This window comes from Clostridium sp., from assembly GCF_047718555.1.
GTDB lineage: Bacteria > Bacillota > Clostridia > Clostridiales > Clostridiaceae > Clostridium_I.
The window spans coordinates 1-23,494 of record NZ_JBDNRK010000062.1 but is presented as its reverse complement, the minus strand read 5'-3'; the positions used below and the strand labels follow the sequence as shown (position 1 = coordinate 23,494).

Annotated in this window: 31 protein-coding genes and 1 pseudogene; 24 read left to right on the top strand and 8 right to left on the bottom strand. The window is 29.8% G+C overall.

All coding sequences use genetic code 11. The annotated features are described in order from the left end of the window. Positions 1-77: 77 nt before the first annotated feature. Both ABF633_RS17865 and ABF633_RS17860 read right to left on the bottom strand, forming a co-directional pair. Positions 78-452: a transposase gene (locus tag ABF633_RS17865; protein ID WP_415525543.1), complete on the bottom strand. Its 375-nt coding sequence runs from the start codon at positions 450-452 to the stop codon at positions 78-80. A 643-nt stretch (positions 453-1,095) separates the two neighbouring features. Then, positions 1,096-1,566 carry a hypothetical protein gene (locus ABF633_RS17860; protein ID WP_415525537.1) on the bottom strand — a complete coding sequence of 157 codons (471 nt, stop codon included), beginning with the start codon at positions 1,564-1,566 and terminating at the stop codon, positions 1,096-1,098. A 691-nt stretch (positions 1,567-2,257) separates the two neighbouring features. Between ABF633_RS17860 and ABF633_RS17855 the strand changes: the two genes are divergently transcribed. The 10 genes and pseudogenes from ABF633_RS17855 (at position 2,258) to ABF633_RS17810 (ending at position 7,329) form a co-directional block, all read left to right on the top strand. Then, positions 2,258-2,509, top strand: a complete 252-nt coding sequence (locus tag ABF633_RS17855; RefSeq protein ID WP_415525535.1) for a hypothetical protein — start codon at positions 2,258-2,260, stop codon at positions 2,507-2,509. A 54-nt stretch (positions 2,510-2,563) separates the two neighbouring features. Continuing rightward, on the top strand, positions 2,564-2,893 hold the full coding sequence (gene tnpA, locus ABF633_RS17850) for an IS66 family insertion sequence element accessory protein TnpA (RefSeq protein WP_415525533.1): 330 nt from the start codon (positions 2,564-2,566) through the stop codon (positions 2,891-2,893). Further along, entirely contained in the window at positions 2,890-3,093 is a 204-nt protein-coding gene (gene tnpB, locus ABF633_RS17845; RefSeq protein ID WP_415525531.1) for an IS66 family insertion sequence element accessory protein TnpB, read from the top strand. Before tnpA ends, tnpB begins: the two co-directional genes overlap by 4 nt. A 191-nt stretch (positions 3,094-3,284) precedes the next feature. After that, a pseudogene (tnpC, locus tag ABF633_RS17840) lies at positions 3,285-4,418 on the top strand (IS66 family transposase). Further along, on the top strand, positions 4,415-4,777 hold the full coding sequence (locus ABF633_RS17835; protein ID WP_415525529.1) for an IS66 family transposase: 363 nt from the start codon (positions 4,415-4,417) through the stop codon (positions 4,775-4,777). Before tnpC ends, ABF633_RS17835 begins: the two are co-directional and overlap by 4 nt. After that, on the top strand, positions 4,764-5,042 hold the full coding sequence (locus ABF633_RS17830) for a hypothetical protein (protein ID WP_415525527.1): 279 nt from the start codon (positions 4,764-4,766) through the stop codon (positions 5,040-5,042). Before ABF633_RS17835 ends, ABF633_RS17830 begins: the two co-directional genes overlap by 14 nt. A 342-nt stretch (positions 5,043-5,384) precedes the next feature. Then, a complete protein-coding gene (locus ABF633_RS17825; RefSeq protein WP_415525525.1) occupies positions 5,385-5,675 on the top strand; it encodes a transposase in 291 nt (96 codons plus the stop codon). Next, positions 5,630-6,283: an IS3 family transposase gene (locus ABF633_RS17820; RefSeq protein WP_415525541.1), complete on the top strand. Its 654-nt coding sequence runs from the start codon at positions 5,630-5,632 to the stop codon at positions 6,281-6,283. Before ABF633_RS17825 ends, ABF633_RS17820 begins: the two co-directional genes overlap by 46 nt. Before the next feature lie 64 nt (positions 6,284-6,347). Further along, positions 6,348-7,010: a group II intron maturase-specific domain-containing protein gene (locus ABF633_RS17815; RefSeq protein ID WP_415525539.1), complete on the top strand. Its 663-nt coding sequence runs from the start codon at positions 6,348-6,350 to the stop codon at positions 7,008-7,010. Next, complete coding sequence (locus tag ABF633_RS17810) at positions 6,955-7,329, top strand: IS3 family transposase (protein WP_415525523.1); 375 nt, start codon at positions 6,955-6,957, stop codon at positions 7,327-7,329. The genes ABF633_RS17815 and ABF633_RS17810 overlap by 56 nt, the downstream gene beginning before the upstream one ends. Before the next feature lie 557 nt (positions 7,330-7,886). Here ABF633_RS17810 and ABF633_RS17805 read toward each other — a convergent pair. Both ABF633_RS17805 and ABF633_RS17800 read right to left on the bottom strand, forming a co-directional pair. Continuing rightward, a complete protein-coding gene (locus ABF633_RS17805) occupies positions 7,887-8,033 on the bottom strand; it encodes a hypothetical protein (RefSeq protein WP_415525521.1) in 147 nt (48 codons plus the stop codon). Further along, positions 8,026-8,184 (bottom strand): hypothetical protein, encoded by a 159-nt coding sequence (locus ABF633_RS17800; protein WP_415525519.1) that lies wholly within the window; start codon positions 8,182-8,184, stop codon positions 8,026-8,028. Before ABF633_RS17800 ends, ABF633_RS17805 begins: the two co-directional genes overlap by 8 nt. Before the next feature lie 222 nt (positions 8,185-8,406). On the opposite strand from ABF633_RS17800, the gene ABF633_RS17795 reads away from it, so the two are divergent. The 3 genes from ABF633_RS17795 (at position 8,407) to ABF633_RS17785 (ending at position 9,874) form a co-directional block, all read left to right on the top strand. Beyond that, on the top strand, positions 8,407-8,574 hold the full coding sequence (locus ABF633_RS17795; RefSeq protein ID WP_415525517.1) for a hypothetical protein: 168 nt from the start codon (positions 8,407-8,409) through the stop codon (positions 8,572-8,574). A gap of 86 nt (positions 8,575-8,660) precedes the next feature. Beyond that, entirely contained in the window at positions 8,661-9,038 is a 378-nt protein-coding gene (locus tag ABF633_RS17790) for a class I SAM-dependent methyltransferase (RefSeq protein WP_415525515.1), read from the top strand. A 152-nt stretch (positions 9,039-9,190) separates the two neighbouring features. Continuing rightward, a complete protein-coding gene (locus tag ABF633_RS17785) occupies positions 9,191-9,874 on the top strand; it encodes a YetF domain-containing protein (protein ID WP_415525513.1) in 684 nt (227 codons plus the stop codon). An 89-nt stretch (positions 9,875-9,963) separates the two neighbouring features. Here the strand turns inward: ABF633_RS17785 and ABF633_RS17780 are convergent, their stop codons facing one another. Beyond that, on the bottom strand, positions 9,964-10,173 hold the full coding sequence (locus ABF633_RS17780) for an alpha/beta-type small acid-soluble spore protein (RefSeq protein ID WP_415525511.1): 210 nt from the start codon (positions 10,171-10,173) through the stop codon (positions 9,964-9,966). Positions 10,174-10,672: 499 nt separating this feature from the next. Further along, positions 10,673-11,002: a hypothetical protein gene (locus tag ABF633_RS17775; RefSeq protein WP_415525509.1), complete on the bottom strand. Its 330-nt coding sequence runs from the start codon at positions 11,000-11,002 to the stop codon at positions 10,673-10,675. A gap of 255 nt (positions 11,003-11,257) precedes the next feature. Between ABF633_RS17775 and ABF633_RS17770 the strand changes: the two genes are divergently transcribed. Continuing rightward, positions 11,258-11,527, top strand: a complete 270-nt coding sequence (locus ABF633_RS17770; protein ID WP_415525507.1) for a hypothetical protein — start codon at positions 11,258-11,260, stop codon at positions 11,525-11,527. 210 nt (positions 11,528-11,737) lie between these two features. Here the strand turns inward: ABF633_RS17770 and ABF633_RS17765 are convergent, their stop codons facing one another. Continuing rightward, complete coding sequence (locus ABF633_RS17765; RefSeq protein ID WP_415525505.1) at positions 11,738-12,298, bottom strand: hypothetical protein; 561 nt, start codon at positions 12,296-12,298, stop codon at positions 11,738-11,740. 366 nt (positions 12,299-12,664) lie between these two features. Between ABF633_RS17765 and ABF633_RS17760 the strand changes: the two genes are divergently transcribed. The 10 genes from ABF633_RS17760 (at position 12,665) to scpB (ending at position 22,707) form a co-directional block, all read left to right on the top strand. After that, complete coding sequence (locus ABF633_RS17760) at positions 12,665-13,183, top strand: NUDIX hydrolase (protein ID WP_415525503.1); 519 nt, start codon at positions 12,665-12,667, stop codon at positions 13,181-13,183. Positions 13,184-13,276: 93 nt separating this feature from the next. After that, positions 13,277-13,903 (top strand): stage II sporulation protein M, encoded by a 627-nt coding sequence (gene spoIIM, locus ABF633_RS17755; protein WP_415525501.1) that lies wholly within the window; start codon positions 13,277-13,279, stop codon positions 13,901-13,903. Positions 13,904-14,186: 283 nt separating this feature from the next. Beyond that, the gene (xerD, locus tag ABF633_RS17750) at positions 14,187-15,065 is read left to right on the top strand and encodes a site-specific tyrosine recombinase XerD (RefSeq protein WP_415525500.1); all 879 of its coding nucleotides are present in this window, start codon (positions 14,187-14,189) and stop codon (positions 15,063-15,065) included. A 200-nt stretch (positions 15,066-15,265) separates the two neighbouring features. Further along, on the top strand, positions 15,266-16,432 hold the full coding sequence (locus ABF633_RS17745) for a phosphopentomutase (RefSeq protein ID WP_415525498.1): 1,167 nt from the start codon (positions 15,266-15,268) through the stop codon (positions 16,430-16,432). Between the two features lie 11 nt (positions 16,433-16,443). Continuing rightward, positions 16,444-17,259 carry a purine-nucleoside phosphorylase gene (locus ABF633_RS17740; RefSeq protein WP_415525496.1) on the top strand — a complete coding sequence of 272 codons (816 nt, stop codon included), beginning with the start codon at positions 16,444-16,446 and terminating at the stop codon, positions 17,257-17,259. Between the two features lie 22 nt (positions 17,260-17,281). Further along, the gene (locus ABF633_RS17735) at positions 17,282-18,100 is read left to right on the top strand and encodes a purine-nucleoside phosphorylase (RefSeq protein ID WP_415525494.1); all 819 of its coding nucleotides are present in this window, start codon (positions 17,282-17,284) and stop codon (positions 18,098-18,100) included. A gap of 49 nt (positions 18,101-18,149) precedes the next feature. Further along, positions 18,150-19,451: a pyrimidine-nucleoside phosphorylase gene (locus ABF633_RS17730; RefSeq protein WP_415525492.1), complete on the top strand. Its 1,302-nt coding sequence runs from the start codon at positions 18,150-18,152 to the stop codon at positions 19,449-19,451. A gap of 360 nt (positions 19,452-19,811) precedes the next feature. Beyond that, the gene (locus ABF633_RS17725) at positions 19,812-21,011 is read left to right on the top strand and encodes a D-alanyl-D-alanine carboxypeptidase family protein (protein WP_415525490.1); all 1,200 of its coding nucleotides are present in this window, start codon (positions 19,812-19,814) and stop codon (positions 21,009-21,011) included. 357 nt (positions 21,012-21,368) lie between these two features. After that, on the top strand, positions 21,369-22,127 hold the full coding sequence (locus ABF633_RS17720; protein WP_415525488.1) for a segregation/condensation protein A: 759 nt from the start codon (positions 21,369-21,371) through the stop codon (positions 22,125-22,127). Beyond that, positions 22,114-22,707, top strand: coding sequence for an SMC-Scp complex subunit ScpB (gene scpB, locus ABF633_RS17715; protein ID WP_415525486.1), 594 nt, complete (start codon positions 22,114-22,116; stop codon positions 22,705-22,707). The genes ABF633_RS17720 and scpB overlap by 14 nt, the downstream gene beginning before the upstream one ends. Before the next feature lie 242 nt (positions 22,708-22,949). On the opposite strand, the gene ytfJ is transcribed toward scpB, so the two are convergent. After that, complete coding sequence (gene ytfJ / locus ABF633_RS17710; RefSeq protein ID WP_415525484.1) at positions 22,950-23,390, bottom strand: GerW family sporulation protein; 441 nt, start codon at positions 23,388-23,390, stop codon at positions 22,950-22,952. Positions 23,391-23,494: the final 104 nt, after the last annotated feature.

Here is a 23,494-nt window from a genome sequence, read left to right as displayed (position 1 = left end):
TGATAATACTATATTTGTATCTATTAATTTTAATCTTGGATGTAGTTTCACTATAGATATCCAAGTTCAATATTAAATTATTTATAGTAACTTTTGACATTAACAAGAGGTTTTATAATAAAATGCATTTTATCTGAATTACAATGAAGAAATAGTTTTTCGATAAATTCTTTAAATTTATCAATAGATTCTCGAGCTTTACACTGAAAACATGTATCTCTAAGCCATTTCCATACGTTTTCTTGTGGGTTTAGCATAGGAGAATATGCTGATAAATTAATTAGAAACAATTCTTCGTTATGCAGCTGTGCAAATTCTTCGATGTTTTTTGCTTTATGGATTTTGTAATTGTCCCATATTAAAAATATCTTCTTACCACTGTTTTGCTCAAGAAGTTGCTTTAAAAACTCAAGCATTTCTATAGAAGTAATGGAATGCTTTGCTGAACATATATTGATTAAAGTATTACTGTACTTATTTTTTTATTACTCAAAGTCAAGAATAGTCAAAGTAAAAGATGATGAATCTATGGCAATAAAAAACAGGATTAAAGAGATGGAGTTTTAGTGTCCTTTAATCCTGTAAAACTAAATTAATAGTTTTTTAATAACAATAGACAAACGTGAAAGGGCTCTCTATTGTTAAATTTATTATATTAAAAGCCAAATGTAATATCAATCGGTAAATTATACCAAAGAGTTAAGTAAAGAAAGTGATTATATGCCTAAGAAGACATGTAAGTATTGAGGCATAGTTGACTATAACCATATATGTCCAGTAGTATCTAAGGAACGTAGTAAGTATAGGAATAGTAGGGATGATGCTAAAATATAGCGTTCCTATACTAATAAATACAATTCAAGAATTAATTATACTTAATATTATATGCAAATATATTTTTACAAAAAATAAATAAACCTTATGTTTATCTCAAAACATAAGGCTTATTTCTAAAAAGGGTAATTTTTATAATAATATATTTCTTATACATATTATATATTATTATACACAAAATATAAAAAACACTTTTATTGAATTTTAACAGGTAAACTTTACACTATAGATTATACCTTAAATTAAGATGAATATTATCTATCAGCTTTTTGAAGTAGATTGATGCATACCTGCTGCTTTAGCCTGTTTTAATGTAGTACTCAATATGTTTTTATTATTTTTTAAAGCTGTATCTGTCTTACTTAAATGATATACTTTACTACCTTTTACATAGTATACAATTGGATTACTATTCACTGTTGATGATGTCTGATTTTTAGTAGATGTATTATTTGATGTAGTATTTACAGCATTATTTTGTTGTGATGAATTAGTACTATTAGTTTGTCCACTATTGTTTGAGCTATTACCTGTTATGGTAGTATTATTTGATGTAGTATTAGCTTTTGTAGCATGTGCAGTAGTATTTTTAGCAGTATTAGTACTATTAGATTTGCTAGCGGTAGTAGAGCCACAACCACTAAATAAACTGCCTATACCTACTACGATAATACAGGCTGTAATAATTCTAGATAATCCTCTTCTTTTCATTATACTTGTTTTTTTATTCATATTAACACTCCCTTGTAATTATTTCACAATATATTATTATACACTTAATTGTAAATAAATGTAAAATTAATCATGAAAGTTTACAAAAAATAAATAAACCTAATGTTATTTATTAACATTAAGTTTATTAGCAATGAATAAAAATTTCAAGTATATGTCACATGTATATCATATATAATTATACAATATATGTAAAGGAATTAACTCTATGTTGATTTATAGATAAAATATTTTTTAAGTACTTAGTTCAATATAAAAGAAGATTATGAATTAAAATACTCATTAATTAATTCTTATCAATTTATTCGTTAGAACCATTCTAGTTAAATAATTTAGAATTAAGTCTGTTATAGATTCTAATTATCATCGGATTAACCCCTTCATCTTGGATAAAACTTAATAAATTCTTTGATTTTCTTAGAATTAGGTCCTTATTTCAATACCAGTTAGATTCTCTCCAAAATGAAGGGTATAAAATTCATTTGGTGACATAAAAGCTAATGATGGTAAGATAACTCCAGCTGAAAAAATAACTTTAAAACAGCGGTGGAGTATTGTACAAGATGAAGCTAATACAGCAACAGGTACAATATACCTTCAAGCAGTTAAATTTAGCGTAGACACAACTGCCTATGAAAATGCTTACAATGCAATTGCTAATTATATACAAAGCAATGATATTCTTGAATATATGCAATTAATATCACAGATAGATAGGACAACTTGGGATACTGACTGGGAGAATTATTATACAGAAAGAACTAATATACTTAATGCAATTGCAAATGCTACTCAAATCAATGTAGATGCTGTAAATACTACTGCCACAACTACAAATAAAAATTTAATAAACTTAGCAAATGAAGTAGGATACGATATAACTACCAATACATTAACTCAAAATGGATTAAATGTAAGTGATGGAACAAACACCGTCATGTAAAATAAACTCCCATTTGTTATACTTTAATAAAGTAAATAGATGGGAGATTTTATTTTGAGATCCACACCTGAAGATCTAATTCTCTGGAAGCAGAGAATTAATGAAAAAAACAAGAGTGGAATGTCTGTTTCAGAATGGTGCAAAATTAACGAAATCAGCAAGCATAAGTATCATTATTGGAACAATAAAATAAACAAAAAATTAGATAAAAAAATGGAGTTTGCTGAAGTCAGCTCAATTATTTCAAATACACATGAGTCAGAGGCTAATAAAGGGAAATCAGATGATTTCCAGATATTCTTCAAAAATGTACAGGTAACTGTTCCAAGCAACTTTAATAAAGATTCTTTAGCAGGACTAATGAAAGTACTGCAACAACTATGATGCGACATATAGCCGATGAGGCTGAACATATATATCTTGCCCTTGGAGCAACAGATTTCCGAAAACAACAAAACGGACTTGCTGCATTAGTTTCATTAAAATTTAAATTAGATCCTTACTGTGGAAAAAGTGTTTTTTTATTTTGCAACAAAAGACATAGCTCGCTTAGAGCGCTAAGATGGGATGGAATGATTTTTTGATTTCTCCTAAAAGCTAGTAAAATAGCCGCTTTTCTGGTATAATATAGTTATAAAATTAACTAGAAAGGAGCCTTAAAATGCAGTATTCATATGAAAAAGATCAACATATTAAAGAACTTGAAAATGAAAATAGAATGCTGCAGGAAAAGGTACAATCTTTATAGCATAATGTAGAAGTTCTAATTCAAGCAGTGTTACATGCTGCAAAACAGCGTTTTGGAGCATCAAGTGAGAAAACACCTCTGATATACGGCCAATGCTTCCTTTTTGGTGAACTAATTGATGAAATTCCAGATGAATCTGAAAATAAAGTTATAAATATCAAAGAACATAAAAGACCTGTAAGGAAAAAAGGTGACAGAGAAAATTTGATTAAATCGTTGCCACATGAAGTGGTTGAATGTGTTCTTAATGAAGAAGAAGCTGTATGTAAGCTCTGCGGAGGTGAACTTGAGATAATAGGAAAGAAAAAAGTAAGATCTGAAATGGAATATATCCCAGCAAAGCTGATAATGAAGGACTACGTTCAATATGTATATAAGTGTATTGAATGTGGTAAAAATAATACCAATCCATATGATTCTATATATTGTGCGACTGCGCCAGCACCTGTGCTTACGCACTTTTTTTCTTCGCCTTCAATTGTGTCATGGGTAATGTACCAAAAATATATGATGTCAATACCACTATATCGTCAGGAAAAGGATTTTAAAAGAATGGGTGCTGAGCTTAAAAGAGATATGATGGCAAACTAGATGATTCGAAGCTCTGAATATTGGCTTAAACCTATATATGATGAGATGCACAAGCAATTGTTAACCAGTAGCATTATCATGAGTGATGAGACAACCTGGCAGGTTAATCATGAAAATGGTAAAAAGGCATCCAGTAAATCTTTCATCTGGGTACACAGGACTGGAGACTATGAAGGTCCTCCAATAATTTTATATGAATACACCAGTACCCGCTCAGGTGATCACGCAAAGAAATTTCTTCAAGGTTTTCAAGGTTATCATGTAAGTGATGCCTACGCTGGATATGAAAAGGTGCAAGGAATTACACGATGCCTTTGCTTCAGCCATTTAAGACGATATTATCTAGAAGCAATTTCACTGGATTCTAGTAAAAAAGAAATTCCAGGATCAGGCGGAGCCATTGGACGGCCTTATTGTGATAAACTCTTTAAACTAGAAAGGAAATGGAAGGAGTTATCGCCGGAACAAAGAAAAAAGAACAGACTTTTAAAAAGTGTCCCTGTGCTGGATGCCTTTTTCGCATGGGCTGAAAATACCTTCACTAATCAAGAGAACTTAAAAAAGCTTTGAAATATACCTTAAACCATAAAAAATATTTCACCAATTTCTTGCTTGACGGAAGAATCCCATTGTCCAATAATTTATCTGAGATTGCTGTAAAGCCAGTAGCAATTAAACGAAAAAATTCATTGTTTTCAGATTCAATTGAGGGAGCAGAAGCATCAGCAATCATATTTAGCATTGTAAATACGGCGGCAGCCAATAATTTAGATGCCTACAAATATCTTGAATATATATTTCGAAATTTGCCTAATAGTAATTTCACATTAGATTCTTCAGTACTTAAGGAATATTTACCTTGGGCAGATAAGGTACAGCTTGAATGTAGAATAAATACAAAGGAGGAATCTAGCAGTGAGTCAGCCTAATATTGACTATATGATGAATATAACAAAGGAGTTTCTTAGCGGGAAAATTGATGGAATAGCTTATACTCTTGACTTTCCATATGAATTGGAACAACGATACAAAAAAATGCATCGAGAAGATGATGACTATTGTGAATTGATATATGAATGCCTTTATGAAGAAGGCATAGCTCTGTATAACGAATTGTCAGATGCTGATTTTAAAAAGCTTATACGGAAACAATATAACTATATAAAGAAAATTGCCAAAGAAGGCTTCTATTAAGAAATCAGCTTCGCATGTTTAATGTGAAGCTGATTTCTTTAGGTACGGTATGTGTTCCATCACTTACAAACTATAGTCCTTTTTTTAGATAAAAATAAAATTTAAAAAAGAGAGATAACTTTTTAGATTTTATCTCTCTTTTTATGTTCAGGTGAAAAATACTGGTTTGGTACATTTGTATTATCACCTATAGAGGAAAATATATGCATTAAAATTAAACAAATTGGAGGAATGAGAAATGTTAAGTCAAACAATTGTAAATGAAATTGTAATCCTGACCTATACCCGAATTGCAGTACACATATGAGTTAGCTATAATAATCATATGGAGGGAAGGAAAAAATGTCAAGTAAAGGTAATAGGTATAATAGCGAGTTTAAAGCTGACGCAGTGAGATTAGTAACTAAAGAAGGAAGATCTGTACGTAGCGTTGCAAAAGATCTTGGTATAAGTGACCAAGCATTAAGAAATTGGATTAATAAAGACACTAGAAAACATGATCCTGAAAAATCAAGAATTGATAAACTTGAATATGAACTTAAGGAAAAGCAGAAAAGAATTGATGATTTGGAGGATTCTGTTGATATATTAAAAAAAGCTGCTGCACTCTTTGCTCAGGACAACCGAAGGTAATTTATAAATCTATTAAAAGTCAATGCTCTGTGCATTCGGTTGAAAAGATGTGCAAATTATTTCATGTGTCACGGAGTTGGTATTACAATTGGAAAAATAATTTAAAATGCAAGAGAAAGATTGAAAATGAGAAAATATTAAAAGTTGCTCAAAATAGTTATAAGCAAAATAGAGGTATCTATGGCCTTGATAAATTGCTGTCTGATGTAAGAGAAAAGTTCCCTCATTGCAGCCGTAAAAGGCTGTATAGCATACAGAAACAGAATAAATTATATTCAATACGAAAGAGAAAATTTAAGGCAACTACTTACTCAGATCATAATCTTCCAGTAGCAAATAACCTGTTAAATCAGAACTTTAATGTAAATAAGCCAGATACTGTTTGGGTTACCGATATATCCTATATTGGCACCCGTGAAGGGTGGTTATATCTTGCAACTGTAAAAGATATATGCACTAAAGAAATAGTAGGATGGGCCACTGCTGACAATATGAAAACGTCACTATGTGTAAAAGCACTTGATAACGCTATAAAACTATTTAAGCCTGCTGAAGGACTCATACACCATTCTGATAGGGGGATACAAGTGCGACAAGAAGTCGCTTGATATATTGCCGCAAGGCTACCCCATCCATTCGGGGTAACTCTATTGTGACTACGCTGATAACTTTATAATTACTGCAAATACAAAAGAAATAGCAGAAGAACTAAAAGATATTGTCAGTAAATTTCTTAAAAATCGTGGATTAACTCTATCCGAAGAGAAAACAACGATTACACATATAGACGACGGCTTTGACTTTCTTGGTTGGACATTTAGAAAGTTTAAGGGAAAATTAATTATTAAACCATCAAAGAACTCAATAAAAACTTTGATAAGGAAATGTTCTACTATTATTCTGAAAGAAGGAAAAGCAGTCACTCAATCCGAATTAATCCGAAGACTAAATCAAGTGATTAGAGGATGGACAAACTATCACAAACATGTTGTAGCAAGTAAAGCCTTTTCCTACATTAACAATACATTGTATCTTTTATTACAACAATGGGCAAAGCATCGACACCCCAACAAAAATAAATGGTGGAGATTGAACAAATATTGGCATGAAAAGAATGAGAAGAGATGGTTGTTTATGACGGATGAGTACAGCCTCATAAATCTGAGAAGGATAAATATAATCCGACACCCTAAATTGCAGATTTCTCAAAATCCCTTTATACACAAAGAGTATTTTGAGAAAAGAAAAATGAAATTAAAATCACTGACTGCCGCCAGAAATGGTGAAGGAATGCTTGAGCCGTATGAGCGGGAAACTCTCACGTACGGTTCTTAGACGAGGGAAAGGGAGTAATCCCTTTTCTTTAGTCGATTACTGCAGTCATGAATATCAATCATTCTTAAAAAATCATAAAATAATATGCAGCATGAGCCGTAAGGCCAATTGTTGGGATAATGCCTGTGCTGAAACATTCTTCAGTACTATAAAATGCGAAATGTTATACCAGAAACAATACGCTACGCGTGAAGAAGCACGTCGCGATATATTCTGGTATATAGAAATTTTTTATAATAGAAAAAGGAAAAATCAAGCATTGGAATATATGACATCATCTCAATTTAGAGATAAATATAAAATTTTGTTAGCATCTTAGTAAAGCTTAATTGAAATTTCTATAAGATGAAAACAATAGTAATATTGCGATTTAAAGAGAATCCCTAACTTTGAAGTGTCATATTTTTCGGGAAAAGCTCACTTTATCTTTTTACATAAAAAGGTACACCGTTTATTCAGTATACCTCTAATATTTTATAAAGGAGATTCAACGAAGAATTTTCATTGTAATTAGATTATTGATAGATATTTGAAATGTATTAAACAATAAAAAAGCAGATGCAAAGATATTTCAGCGTTACATCTGCTTTTTTAATTGTGTGGTTTTTAAATAAGAGCATCTTTGTATTTATAATAATACTTTGATAATAGTATTTCAATAGTAATATCTGACATTACATGTAAAATAGGTAGCCATAATGACTACCTATAATGGATTGTATGCTATGTTCAGTTATATTTAACATATCATTTAAAAGTATTAAAAGAGGTTTTGATAATGAAAAATACAATAGTTATTTTGTAATTACAATATTTTACATAAAAAAATAGATGCACTGCATAGCACATCTAAAGTTGATAGTTGGAAAATAAAAATTACAATACTATTATACTGTAAATGTTTTCATATTTCAATTGCTTTACATAAAAAGATGCAGCTCTAAGAACTACATCTTCAAGAAAGTGGTTACTATAATAACATGCCCATTTATGATTATTCACCTTTACAAAAGTTTTATTCATTTAAAGCGTCCGATGCATGTATGATTAAATTAGCTCGTTCTTCAGAAATAGCATTTACAACTAATAATTCTTTAACTAGCTGTCTAACTCTCACTTTATTTTCATTATTTATAATTATAGCTGTAATTACTTTAGCTCTTAAATCTTCCATATGTGACCTCCATATCTTTTAATAATAATTATTTACAATTAAAGGAATTTTATACCGTGTGTAGAATAATTACATATGATGGATGAAGAGGGATGGGCCAGGTTTACTACATCTATGCCAAAACCAATAGAGTAGGTATCTACTTTTACTTTATTCTAACTGTAAATTTATGGATATTTTGTTACAATTAAATAGTAAATTTTAAAATATACGGGGATACATGTGAAAAAGAAAAGATATTTGTTTTTAGTGATAGCTTTATTATCTATAACACTTTTAGCTGGATGCGCTGAAAACAAAGAACTTAATGCAAATAAAAATGTTGCCAATCCTGATAGTACTGTTCAAAATGCAACTATAGAATATGGGGTAATACCAGCAGTTCTATAACCAGGGGCAAAGTAGAAATACAAAAAGGCAGTATTGCCTTTTTGTGTTGATGAACAATATTATTATGAAGCAAAGGTGGATAATTAATGAATAACAATAATGTAGAAAAACAATATAATTCCATGTCATATTTTTATAATGTTTTATATTCTGGATGTGATATGAGAGAGTATGAAGATACTTTTATTGATGAATATAAGGATTTGTTAAGTAGCCTTCCAGTGAACGCAAAAGTATTAGATAGTTCATGTGGAAACGGTATTCAAGCAACATCACTAAAGAGAAATGGTATTAATGTTATTGCTACAGATATTAGTAAAGAAATGATAAATTTAACTCAACAATATGCAAAAGATAATAATTTGTCTTTCCCCACAAAACGATTAAGTTGGGAAGAGTTGCCATGGTATGTTTGGCAAGGAAATGAATTTTTTTCTCAAAGTAACCTATATCGAGAGATATAGCTGAACATTCAGAAGTCAGTTCAATTTTCAGATAATACGATGTCAGTATTGTTAAACAATTCGGAGGTAAAAGGAATATAAAAAGTGAAAATGATTATATTAATATTAAGTAATTTGCTATTATTTAATATATAATATTGGAGGAGATTTTTTTGTTTGAACCCTTAAATATAATATTAAGAGTGTTTTCAGCCCTTATATTTCTTTTTGCAGCTACTAAATTTTTAACTAAGAGAAGTTTATCTAATCTGACTTATTTTGATTATATTGCGGCAACTACTCTTGGAACCATAGCAGGCAATCTAGCTTTTAATGTAAAAATACATATTTTAAATTTTATTCTTTCTATTATACTTGTAACATTGATTATCTCATTAGTATCTTATCTTTCCTTAAAATATAAGTTTTTCCGCAAATTTTTTGCTGGAGAGCCAACTATTTTAATTAAAGATGGAAAAATTTTAGAGGATAATTTGGCTAGTCTAAATTATTCTTATGATTACCTAACCCAGCAACTAAGGCAGGAAAAAGTATTTGATATTTGCCAGGTTGAATTTGCTATGCTTGAACCTAGTGGAAGGTTAAGTGTCCAACTAAAACCTCAAGACTGTCCATTAACTTCAAGCTCTCTTCATTTATCAACAAAACATGAGAATCTTCCAATTGAACTGATTTTAGAAGGTAAACTTATAGAAAAAAATCTAAGGAAGAACAAACTAACGGAGCGATGGCTCTATAATGAATTAGAGAAAAAAGGAATTAAAAATATAAAAGAAGTGGCCTTTGCTGCATTATCTACTAATGGTAACTTTTATATTAATCTTTATCATGATTAATATAAAAGTTATCATTGACAGGTCCTTTTCAAATTGGAATATTATTAAAAGGAGTAGATGCAATACTACAAATTATTGGTGGAAAAAATTTATTTTAAATTTTTTTCGTAACTTTCAACCATTTTCTTGACCATTTGACCACCAACTTTACCCCCAATGGCTCCATTTAGCTTTGAAGAGCGATTTCCATTATTACTATTGGTTAAAGGAACTCCAAGTTCATTAGCTGTTTCTATTTTAAATTTATTTAAGGATTCTTTTGATCCAGGAACTAAAGGCCTACGTCTGTTATTTGACATAATTATTATCTCCCTTCTTATAATAGATAATAATATATTGTGTATATTCAAAAAACTTATTGTATGAAGTTCAAGGCTAATTTGGAATTTAAGATTAAGTGATGATGATTAAGGAAAGAAAAATTTATAGATTTTTTATAAGCATTTAGGGTAATTCATCTAAATGTTTTCTGTTTTGCACTGTAAACAAAGTAATGCTTAAAGATATGGGGTAAAATCTTGGACTAGGGAGACATAGGGTAGGCTCGAATCCTACTACCTCATACTAAATAGGAGTAGTGAGAAATCATATGGGCAGGAGTAGATGATGGTTCAATTTCAACGACTTGGTAAGTGTCTGAACTGCTTATCTACTCTTAAAAATTAGATTATAAAAGGAGTGCTCTTAAAAGTAGTACTCTTTTAAATTTGTATTTAATATATCCACCAAGATCTATAAGGCATATGCATCATATGAGGTCTACGTATTCTGCGTCTTCTACGACGTCTGCGACGATGATCAATCTGGGTCATCGTAATAATAAGTATCTGGATCATCAGCATAAGCATCATCATAGCCGTCATCGTAGCCGTCGTCGTAACCATCATCATAATCATACATCATTGGATGCATCATTGGGCAACAGACTGAATGTGGTGATATAGAAGGCATCTTAGAATATTTTTTATTAACACTATGGTATGGCTTAGGATTCATAGAAGGTCCAGAATTAATAGGAAGATTAGGATTTATAGATGGATTAAGATTAACAGAAGGATTGGATCGATCTTCGTCAATCTCCTGATTATTATTGTCAATGTCTGAATTTCCATTGTAAGTATAGTACATAACTACCTCCATAAAATTTACTACATAAATAGGGTATGAAAAATTATAAAATTAGTTACAAGAATAGAATAAAAGAATAAATTAAATAATATTATAGATATATAAGTTATCCCTTGTGTGTAAACGCAAAGAGAGCAATAGTAGAAATACCGGTGCTTTTGTTATTGTAAAATATCGCTGTAGAAATTTGATGAATGAAATTTGAAGGATACTACTCTCTTTTATGGTAATATTATGTAGGAGGGGATGACCTATATGATTAGTGAACAAGATGCAAAAATAGCCATAATAGCAAGTGGTAACGAAATTAGTAAAAATGATTTAATTAAAAGATTAAATAGTTTAGATGAAAACACTAAGCAGCAGATTTATTTAAAGACAGGAGATATGCTAAGGAAAAATAAATTTAATCTGTCTAAGGAATTAGGCTTAATGCATAAAGAACTTAAAAAGACTGCCAATGATTTTAATATACATCCAGCAGTTTTGTATTACGTTTATATGACAAAACTTGATAGTAAATAGAATAATTTAAAAGATTAAACAGATGAGAATTACAGAAATGTAGACGCTTTATATTAATAAAAAATTTATAGTTTTAAAATGAGAACTTAACATTGAAATAATAATATAGTACATGTGTACCTATTTGAATATAAGAAAAAACATTGGTAGAAATATCAATGTTTTTCCTTATATTTAAATGTATGAAATTTTGTTTATTTATAGATTTTCTTATTTTATGGTTTCTTTTGCAAATTTATTAATTATTTTCATATCTTCTTGATCTTTTAGTATTTCATATAAGAGGCTGTATTTTCTCCCTAATTTGTATAACTTAATTTTTTCTGATTCATTTAAATTATTAAAATTTGATAATAGTAAATTTATGGATAGCTCCAGTAAACTAAGTTTATCCTCAGTTTTAAGTATTTTTGTTATTTGATCATCAGTCATATTTGGTATGTCATTTATATCATAATTGTCTATCTTTACGGTAAATCCATCAATATATCTATTATTTGTTAATTCTGTATACTTTTTAATTATGCGAAGTTGAAGAATATCACATTTGCGAATAAAACCATTTAATGTTCCAGGATAGCCATTTATATAATAGCCCTCTTCAACTTTTATAACTAAAGTTATTCTTCTTTTAAAAGAGGTATCCATTATAAAAACTACATCTCCTACATGATAGTCTACACCATTATAATTAAAAGCATATTCTCCTAGATTTCCAAAATGTATGTCTTCTTTTGTTTTATAATTTTGTTTTATAATTTTACCTTTCATAAATTTTCCCTCTTTTCTAATTATATTAAATTTATATTTTTAAGAGATAACAAATGAAAGCAGAATTTAAATAAAGTGCTATTTTATAGTAAAGATAATTTATTGAATTATTGATATGTAGAAGATATCAAATGTATAAATAAGTTTGCTTTCTACTTTTAGTTTATACATATTCTATAACTTAGATACAATATTGTCTCATATATGTAAAATTAATATAAAAAATGTAAAATAATTAGAAAATTTTAAAATCATAGGGTAATATATAATTAATATTGATAATTGTAGATAAATTTGACAATTATATTTTAGGCCATTAGAATATAATTTGTGTAAAGAAGATTTTTTTATTTGGAGGAATTTTTTATGAAGCTAGAGGAAAAAACTGAAGATGAGAAGAGCTTATATAAAGGCAAAGTGATAGAATTGCTTTTACAAAAGGTTAAGCTTCAAAATGGTAAATATTCAAGTAGGGAGATAGTAATGCATCCTGGTGGAGTTGCCATTATAGCTTTTAAGGACAAAGATACAATACTTATGGTAGAGCAATTTAGAAAGCCTTTGGAAACAGTACTGCTTGAACTCCCAGCTGGTAAACTTGAGCCTGGTGAGAACACAGAACAATGTGGAAGGAGAGAACTTGAAGAAGAAACGGGATATAAGGCAAATAATTTTAAATATTTAGGAAAGATTGCCACATCTCCAGGCTTTTGCAATGAATATATTTATCTTTATAAAGCTGAAGATTTATATGAAGGTAAAATTGGTGGGGATGAAGATGAATTTATAAATGTTAAAGAGGTAAAGACCAAAGATGTAAAGGAAATGATAATAAAAGGTGCTATAATAGATGCAAAAACTATAAGTGCTTTTATGTATCTATAACTACCTGGTATGTTACTTAATAAAACTATCATATTATCCTATTGATAATCATAAGTATTATAAAAAGATGATTAACAATGGGAGGAATAATTAATGAAAGTGATATTTTTTAAGAACTTAATAGCAAATCATTTGCAAAACAATTTATGGTTATATATATTGAGTGCTATTTGTCTTTGTACAGGCATTGTACTTGGGGTTTACACCGTAAGATATATGAGTGGATTTGAAAAAAGTGACCTTTTAAATTATCTATCATCATTTATGCAAACTTACAATTCAAAGAGTATAAATTATAATCAACTTTTCTTTGAAACGGTAAAAAACAATATACCGGTATTGCTGATAGTTTGGTTTTTGGGATTAACTATGATTGGAATTCCAATAATCTTAGTGCTGGATGTAATAAAGGGATTTACCATTGGTTTCACTGTGACTTTTTTTGTAAATGGCATGGGCCTTAAAGGAGTATGGCTTGCACTTTTATCTGTTATTCCTCAAAATATTGTATATATACCTTGTATGATAATTGGATCTGTATTGGCAATGGAATTCTCATTAATGCTGATAAAAGATAATGGTAAAAAACGTTGGACAACGGGTATTTCTTCAAGAATAATGTCCTATTCTATAGTATTCGTTATAATAGCAGTATGCATGTTCGTAGGTTTATCTTTTGAAACCTATATAACACCTAATATTATTAAAGCAATTGCATAAGAGGGGAATGTGATAGCTCTTGATTGAAAAGGTAGAATTCATTGATGCTGTAATTTTAATTATGAAATGTTTTTTGATTCTTATTTTTTTTGGTGTTATACTTCCAAAGTTAGTTGATTATTCAATTTATTTATTTATTAGCAAGTCAGAGGTTCATAATAACAGCATTTTAGTATATAATGTACTTGAGTGGGATAAACGTATTATTTATAATTTTATATATTTATTCAAATTAGCTACTAGTTAGTTAGACATATTTTATATGAATTTTGGGAGAAATTTTATGAGCGATTTAGTAAATAGTTATATTAGCCATATTAGCAATAGAAAACTGAGCTCAAATACACTTGATGCCTATATAAGAGATATAAAGAAATTTCATGAGTTTGTTATGAGCAGAAAGGAAAGTATTGATCAGGTAGATGTAGTTATTATAATGGCTTATGTGCAGAGTTTAAAAAAAAGCGGTAAGGCGAATTCATCTGTTATAAGAAATATAGTTTCTATAAGAAATTTTTATAAATATTTAATAAATATAGGAAAAATTGACAGTAATCCTGTAATACAATATCAGTCACCTAAGATAAAAAGAACGTTACCTGCTATTTTAACAGTAGAAGAAGTAGACAAGCTTCTATCCATGCCTGATTGTGAAACCAATAAGGGCATTAGGGATAAATGCATGCTTGAAATAATGTATGCAACAGGTATAAAGGTGACAGAATTGTTAAACCTAACTATATATGATGTAAATATAAAGCTTTCCTATGTTAAATGCAAAGGTTTAAAGGACAAGGAAAGAATGATACCTATAGGCTCTTATGGAGTAAAATGGATTGAAAATTATCTAAAGATAAGATCACAATTAAATATAAACAATTTGGATTTATTATATTTTAATCTTCATGGAAATAAAATGACAAGGCAAGGATTTTGGAAAATAGTAAAACAATATGCAGATGAAGCGAAAATTGATAAGCCTATAAATTCCTATACATTAAGGCACTCTTTTGCAGTACATTTATTGCAAAATGGTGCGGATATAAAAACAATTCAAGAATTACTAGGTCATAGTGATTTATCAACTACCCAGATCTACTCGGGTATATCTAAAAAAAGTAAAATTGCAGAAGTATATAAAAAAGCGCATCCTAGAGCATAATAACCATAAGGAAAAGGTAAGTGTTTTACATTATTTAAATAAAATAGATTACATAACAATATTTTATAGCTCACAATCTAAAGTCCTATAGTTAAAGCGACATAGTCGCTTTTTTTATATATTATTTCTAGAGTATTGAATAGTATTGGCACAGGATTTCGGAATTTTCAAAGATTATTTTAATTGGGAGATGAAATTTTATGAATAGAGTTATAATAATAGTACTTGATAGCGTTGGTATAGGAGAAATGCCCGATGCAGAACTTTATGGAGATAAGGGAAGTAATACTCTCGGAAATATAGCAAAAAGCATTGGTGGGTTAAGACTGCCTAATATGGGAAAATTGGGACTTGGCAATATCGGTGATATTTATGGAATAAAAAAAATTGATAATCCACTGGGTAACTATGGAAAGTGTGCTGAATTATCAAAGGGTAAAGATACTGTAACAGGTCATTGGGAAATTTCTGGAGTAGTATTAGAAAAGCCTTTAAAAACTTTTCCTAATGGTTTTCCAACAGAGATTATTGAAGAGTTTCAAGATAGTATAGGAAGAAAAATAATTGGCAATAAAGTGGCTTCCGGTACGGAAATTATTAAAGAACTTGGTGAAGAACATGTTAAAACAGGATATCCTATTGTATACACTTCAGCAGACAGCGTATTTCAGATTGCCGCTCATGAGGAGGTAATTCCACTTGAAAATTTATATGATATGTGTAAAATAGCACGAAAAATGCTTACAGGTGAGAATACCGTAGGAAGAATAATAGCAAGGCCCTTTATAGGTGAGAAGGGCAATTATACAAGAACTCCCAATCGGCGTGATTTTGCCTTAGATCCTTTCAATAAAACAATTTTAGAATATATAAAAGAAGATAATTTAAATGTTATGGCAGTAGGGAAAATAGAAGATATATTTAATGGAAAAGGGGTCACAGAAGCAGTGCATATAAAAAATAATAGTGAAGGTGTAGATAGAACCATCGAGTATATGAAAGAAGATAAAGAAGGATTAATATTCACAAATCTAGTGGATTTTGATATGCTCTACGGTCATAGAAATGATATAGAAGGATATGCTAAGGCTTTAGTGGAATTTGATAAAAAACTTCCGGAAATAATAAGTACTATGAAAAATGAAGATATTCTTATTATAACTGCAGATCATGGCTGTGATCCCACAACAGCAAGTACAGACCATTCAAGAGAATATATACCGCTGCTTGTATATGGTAAGTCAATAAAAAGTGGTGTGAATTTGGGAATAAGAGGTTGTTTTTGTGACATAGGTAAAACTATTTTAGATATATTGCATATTAAAAATAATTTATATGGAGAAAGTTTTAAAGATAAATTAATTTAGGAGAGATTCATATGGATAAAAATACTATAATTCAAAGTGTTGATTATATAAAAAATATTATAGATATAGTACCTAAAATAGGAATAATACTTGGCTCAGGGCTGGGAGAGCTAGCAGATGCTTTAGAAAAAAAGATTGTTATAAAATATAGTGATGTACCTAATATGCCTGTATCCACAGTAAAAGGTCATGCAGGTCAATTTGTAATTGGAGAACTTTCAGGAAAAAATGTGATAATGATGCAGGGGAGATTTCATTATTATGAAGGTAATTCTATGGAAAACTTATCACTTCCAGTTTATGTCATGAAACATTTAGGTGTAGAAAATTTGATTGTCACAAATGCTGCTGGAGGAGTGAATACAGATTTTAATCCAGGGGATTTAATGCTTATTAAAGATCATATAAATTTTGCATTTAACAATCCTCTTATAGGAAGAAATGACGAGACAATAGGAACTAGATTTCCTGATATGTCCTGTGCCTATAATAAGGAGCTGATCAGCATAGCAAAAGGCATTTCAAATAAATATAACTTAGATGTTAAAAAGGGTATCTATTTAATGATGACTGGGCCCTGCTATGAAACTCCAGCAGAAATTAGAATGACAAGAATATTAGGAGGAGATGCAGTAGGTATGTCTACTGTTCCAGAGGTTATTGCAGCTAATCACTGCAATTTAAAGGTATTGGGAATTTCCTGTATTACCAATATGGCAGCAGGTATTCTGGATAAACCTTTAAACCATACGGAAGTTGTAGAGACTTCTAATAAAGTTAAGGATAAATTTAAAAATTTCATAATTAATATAGTCAAGGAAATATAATTCTAAAGAGGTGTAGTTTAATATGAATATTGTAGAAAAAATTAATAAGGCTAGGGAGTATATATTAAATGTATACAATAAAAAAATAGATTTGGCCATAATACTTGGTACAGGTTTAGGCAGCTTGGTTAATAGTTTAGATAATAAATTGGTAATAAAATATGAACATATACCTGAATTTCCAGTATCCACTGTAGCGGGTCATGCTGGGGAATTGATAATTGGAAATATTAAGGGAAAATGTGTACTTGCAATGAATGGCAGATTTCACTATTATGAAGGTTATTCAATGGAAACGGTGACATTTGGGATACGGGTTATAAAAGCGCTGGGTATAAGGGATATAATCATAACAAATGCAGCAGGGGGAATGAATTCAGATTTTGAAGCGGGAGACCTGATGCTCATAGAAGATCATATTAATTTTATGGGTACAAATCCTTTAATAGGGAAAAATTACGAAGAATTAGGCCCAAGATTCCCGGATATGTCTAGGGCATATAATAGAGAACTTATAATATTGGCGGAGAAAAGTGCAGAAGAATTAGGATATAAGATTAAAAAAGGAGTTTATGTAGCAGTAACAGGACCCAATTATGAGACTCCAGCGGAACTAAGAATGCTCAGATTATTAGGAGGAGATGCAGTAGGAATGTCTACAGTACCAGAGGTTATTGCTGCCAATCACATGTCCATGCGAGTGCTTGGAATTTCCTGTATTACAGATATGGCAATAGCAGACAATTTAGAACCATTGGATCATAAAAAGGTTTTAGAAACTGCCAATAAGGCTCAGATTAAATTTGTCTCCATTGTAAAGGCGATAATAGAGAAAATTTAGTCTTATAATTTTGGGTGATATTTATAATAAATTAAAGGGGAAAACTAAAATGAGAATGGTAGATTTAATTAATAAAAAGAAAGAAGGTAAAGCCTTAAGTAAAGATGAAATTGAATTTATTGTATCTGGATATGTAAAAGGCAGTATACCAGACTATCAAATGTCTGCTTTTTTAATGGCAGTATATTTTAAAGGTATGGATAGAGAAGAAATATCAAATCTTACACTTTCCTATGTAAACTCGGGAAATACTGTTGATTTATCCGGCATTAAAGGTATAAAGGTAGATAAGCATTCTTCAGGAGGAGTGGGAGATAAAATTTCATTAATAGTTATTCCACTTGTAGCTGCTGTAGGTGTTCCAGTTGCAAAAATGTCAGGTAGAGGACTAGGACATACAGGAGGAACTATAGACAAATTAGAAGCAATTGAAGGGTTTAATACTAATTTAGACTATGATACCTTTATAAATAATGTAAATAAATATAAAATGGCTATTGCTGGACAAACAGCTAATTTAACACCAGCTGATAAAAAAACCTATGCCTTAAGGGATGTTACTGGAAGTGTAGACAGCATACCTCTTATTGCCAGTTCAATAATGAGTAAAAAAATAGCCGCTGGTGCAGATGCCATTGTACTTGATGTAAAGGTTGGATCAGGAGCCTTTATGAAGTCTTTAGATATGGCTAAAGAACTGGCAGAAACTATGGTAGCTATAGGTAAAGCGTTAAATAAAAAAACTATAGCTATTATAACCAATATGAATGAACCACTAGGTCATGAAATTGGGAATGCAAATGAGGTAAGAGAAGCTATGGAAGTATTAAAGGGAAATGGAGCGAAAGATGAGACCACAGTTGCTTTGACTATTGCAGCCTACATGGTTCTATTAGGCGGCGCCTTTAAAAATTTTGATTCTGCTTATGAAAAGTTAAAAGATATTATAAAATCTGGGAAAGCTATAGAAAAGTTTAAAGAATTTGTCAAAATACAAGGGGGCAATACAGAGATAATTGATAAACCTGATAAACTTCCAAATTCAAAATATCATGTTGAAATAAAAGCAAAAGAAAGTGGGTACATAGAAGCTATAAAGGCTGACAATATAGGTGTTGCTGCAATGTTATTAGGTGCAGGCAGAAGAACTAAAGATGACAAAATAGATTTTGCAGCAGGTATAACTGTTGTAAAAAAATATGGTGACAGAGTCAATAAGGGAGATGCAGTTTTTATATTACATACTAATATGAGGAATTGTACTGAAGCTCAAAATATAGTAGAAACCAGTTTTAAAATTGGAAAAGAAAAACCTGAAGCCATTAAATATATATATGAGATAATTAAATAAAATTAGTATTTTTTTCCATAACTACTGGTTATAATACTTGTATTTTCTTTATTAAAAATGTAGTAGAGAGCAGCTATATCCGTGGATATGGATTTTTAAGAATTATACATGAGAATTAGAAATTTGTTAGTAAGTTTAAGCAGAAAGCTCCATTTGGTACCAGGAATTCTGTTTACATGATTAATTGTAAATATAATGAAAGGGAGTACTATAAATTAGTACTTTTTTTCATTATATTTATATATATGTTAAATATTAATAATAGCTTTCAGACTATTTTTTTACTATTATGTGATAATCTTTTTTTAGTTGGTAAAAATAAAATTGTTAAAACAATTTAAAAGAAAGGGTGGTACATATATGATAAAAAAATGTAAGCTTATTTCAAGTACTTTATGTGCAGTTATGATGTCAACCATGTTTTTTTCCATTCCCGTATCGGCAGAAGTATTGGAACCAGCAAGTAAGAAAAGTGAAAATTCATCCAGTACAGATGTGGACGCAAAATCTGCACTATTAATAGAACCTTCAACAGGAAAGATAATTTATGAAAAAAATCCTCATGAAAAATTTGCACCAGCATCAGTAACAAAGATAATGACCATGCTGATTACTATGGAAAATGTAGATAGTGGGAAAATAAAACTGACGGATAAGGTTACAGTTAGTGAAAATGCAAAAAAAATGGGTGGAAGCTCTATGATATTGGATACGGGAGAAATAAGAACGGTAGAAGAACTTTTAAAGGGAATAGCTATAGCTTCAGGAAATGATGCTGCAGTGGCTATGGCAGAATATCTGGGTGGAAGTGAAGAAAATTTTGTAAAAATTATGAATGAAGAAGCACAAAGACTTGGAATGAAGGATACTAGCTTTAAAAATTGCACCGGACTCAGTTCTGACGGGCATTTAACTACAGCCTATGATATAACATTAATGTCTAGAGAATTATTAAAACACTCTCAAATTTTAAAATATTCAGGAACTTATATGGAAACTATCAGTGAAGGTAGAAAGTCTCCTATTGAGCTTGTTAATCACAATAAATTAGTAAGATTTTATAAGGGCTGTGATGGACTAAAGACAGGCTTTACTGAAGAGGCAAAATATTGTATATCAGCTACGGCAACCAAGGATGGAGTCAGAATGTTAGCAGTTATAATGGGTGCACCTAATTATAAAGTAAGAAATAGAGATGCATCAATGCTTATGACTTATGGTTTTTCAAAATTCGAAAGTAAAAAGATTGTTGAAAAAGATAGTACTATTGAAAAAGTAAATTTAAATAAAAAGGGTGATAAATTTTTCTTAGCAAAAGCTAAAGAGGATTTGAATTTAGTAGTACCTAGAGGTAATGATGGAAAAATAGATCATAAATGCATTTATAATAAAAATGATAAAGGCTTTAAAAAAGGTGATGAAATTGGATATTGTGAATTCTATCAGGATAATAAGGTATGCGGTAAAGTGAAACTATATTGCGATAGAGATGTGAAAAAGGGTGGAATACTTGAACACTTTAAATATAATTTAGGTAGAGTATTTGATAATGCTATTTAAGGCAATAAATAAACGGCTATTAAATTTTTTCAGGCTCTGATAAAGTAAAATCAGGGTCTGAATTTAATAAATATTAAACTTATTTATTATTTTATATGTTCTATATACCTCTATATGATAAAATATTGTTGTTATAATAAAGTTACAGGTAGTCATTTATAGTAGATATAGATAGATATCAAGCTTGAAAAATCAATCTATATACCAGCAAAATTTAGTAATACAAATAGATGCTTATAAAAATTTTAAGCTATATATTTATTTATGACTTGCATATTAATTATTGGGATTTATAATATATAGTGCTTATAAAATTACTTAAATAAAATAAAGAAAAAATTAAATTGGAGAAATATTATGTCAATAAATATTAAACTAGACAATTTTGAGGGACCCTTTGACCTTTTATTACATCTAATTAAAAAAAATAAAATGGACATATATGACATAAAAATATATGACATAACTTCGCAATATTTAAGCTATATAAAGGACATGAGGGAAATGGATTTGGAGATAACCTCTGAATTTATTGTAATTGCTGCAAATTTACTTGAAATTAAGTCTAAGTTATTGTTACCTAAAAGCAAAACTGAGGACTTAGAGGAAGGGGAAGAAGATCCCAGAATGGAATTGGTATCAAAACTTGTAGAATATAAAAAGTACAAGCTTTTGGCCAATTTTTTCAAAGAAAGAGAAGAAGATACTGGAATAATATTTATAAAAAAGCCTGAAATTATAGAAGATTTGAGGAAAAATAATAATTCTACAGAGGAATTACTAAAGGGTGTAAGCATGTTAGATTTATTTAATTTATACGATAAACTAATAAACGTATATTTAAGTAAAATAAATACAGAAAATGCTATTTCAACAGAAATACCTATTGATAAATTTAGGATAGAAGATAAAATAAGTGAACTAATGTCAATTTTTGAAACTAAAGATAATGCGTTTTTTTCAAGTATAAAAAAGCGGTGCAATAGTAAAATAGAGATAGTGGTTACGTTTTTGGCACTTTTAGAATTGATAAAACTCAAAAATGTAAGAGTAATACAACAGAGCAATTTTAAAGAAATTTATATCGAAAGGGTTTTTAGCAGTGAAGAAGTATAGTATAGATCAGTTAGAAATTAATGAAGTTTCAAATAAAAATAAATATTTTTCAGTAATTGAATCTCTTTTATTTGTAAGTGGAGAACCATTAGGCTTAAAGAATATAGCTGAAATAATTCAATGCGATTTAAAATATACTGATAAATTACTAAGGGAAATGACAGCAATTTATGAAGATAATAGTAGAGGAATAAAATTAATCTCTATTGATGATAGTTATCAGTTAGTTACAAAGCCTCATAATAGTGAGTATATTCAAAAATTATTAAAAACCAACAAAAGACAATCTCTGTCTCAAGCATCTTTAGAAGCATTGGCCATTATTACATATAAGCAGCCTGTTACAAGAATAGATATAGATGAAATTAGAGGAGTAAAATCCGATAGAGCTATTGTTAGTCTGCATGAAAAAAATTTAATTAAGGAATGTGGAAGATTAGAGGCGCCGGGAAGACCTATATTGTATGGAACTACTGAAGAATTCCTGAGATATTTTAATTTGTCAAATTTAGAAGAGTTACCTTCTCTCGACGATTTTGTAGACAGCTTTAAGGATATTACAGAGGAAGAGGAAGATTAAAATTTAAAGTATGGCTACCTGCGCTAATACTCACATAGAACTCTGTGAAAGTGATCCCCACAAAATTAAAAATTTTTGCTCTCTACTTTTTTCAAAGTGAGAGCAAAATAGCGCTATGTTATTGGATAACAATTTACCATAAGAGACAACGATTTTTAGGTATCATATACCGATACTAAAAATTCTATTAGTAAGCGTCAGAGGTCATAAACAAAATCTTCAGCTGATGCTTAGAAATCTCTTTATAAGGAACTGCTTTCGGAATTTTCTTCTTTAGCTGTTACTGTTTCGTTTTTCTTTTCTTTATGCTTTCCAACACTATCCTTTATTAAATCAATTATTTGTGGTATGGTATCTACCATCTTATCATAGGTATTTTGAGGATCAACGGATAAGAGTCTTATGCTGCCTTCCTTTAAGACAAGAAAAGCAACTGGCTTTACAGATACACCAGCACCAGAACCTCCTCCAAAAGGGAAAGCATCAGAATTTTCGTTCTTATTTACTCCGTCGGAAAACTCAGTACCTCCTGAAGCAAAGCCAAAAGAAACTTTTGATACGGGAAGTATTAATGTACCATCTTTCGCTTCTACAGGATCACCAACAATTGTATTAACATCAATCATATCTCTTAAATTTTCCATAGTATTTGTCATTAGATTTTCAATAGAATGACTTTCCATTTATAATTCCTCCTTAGGGTGTATAAACTTTAAATTTTTTAGCTTTTTATCCTTTAAAAAGCCAAACAGGATTAAAATTACTATATATATAGTATTTACTATAC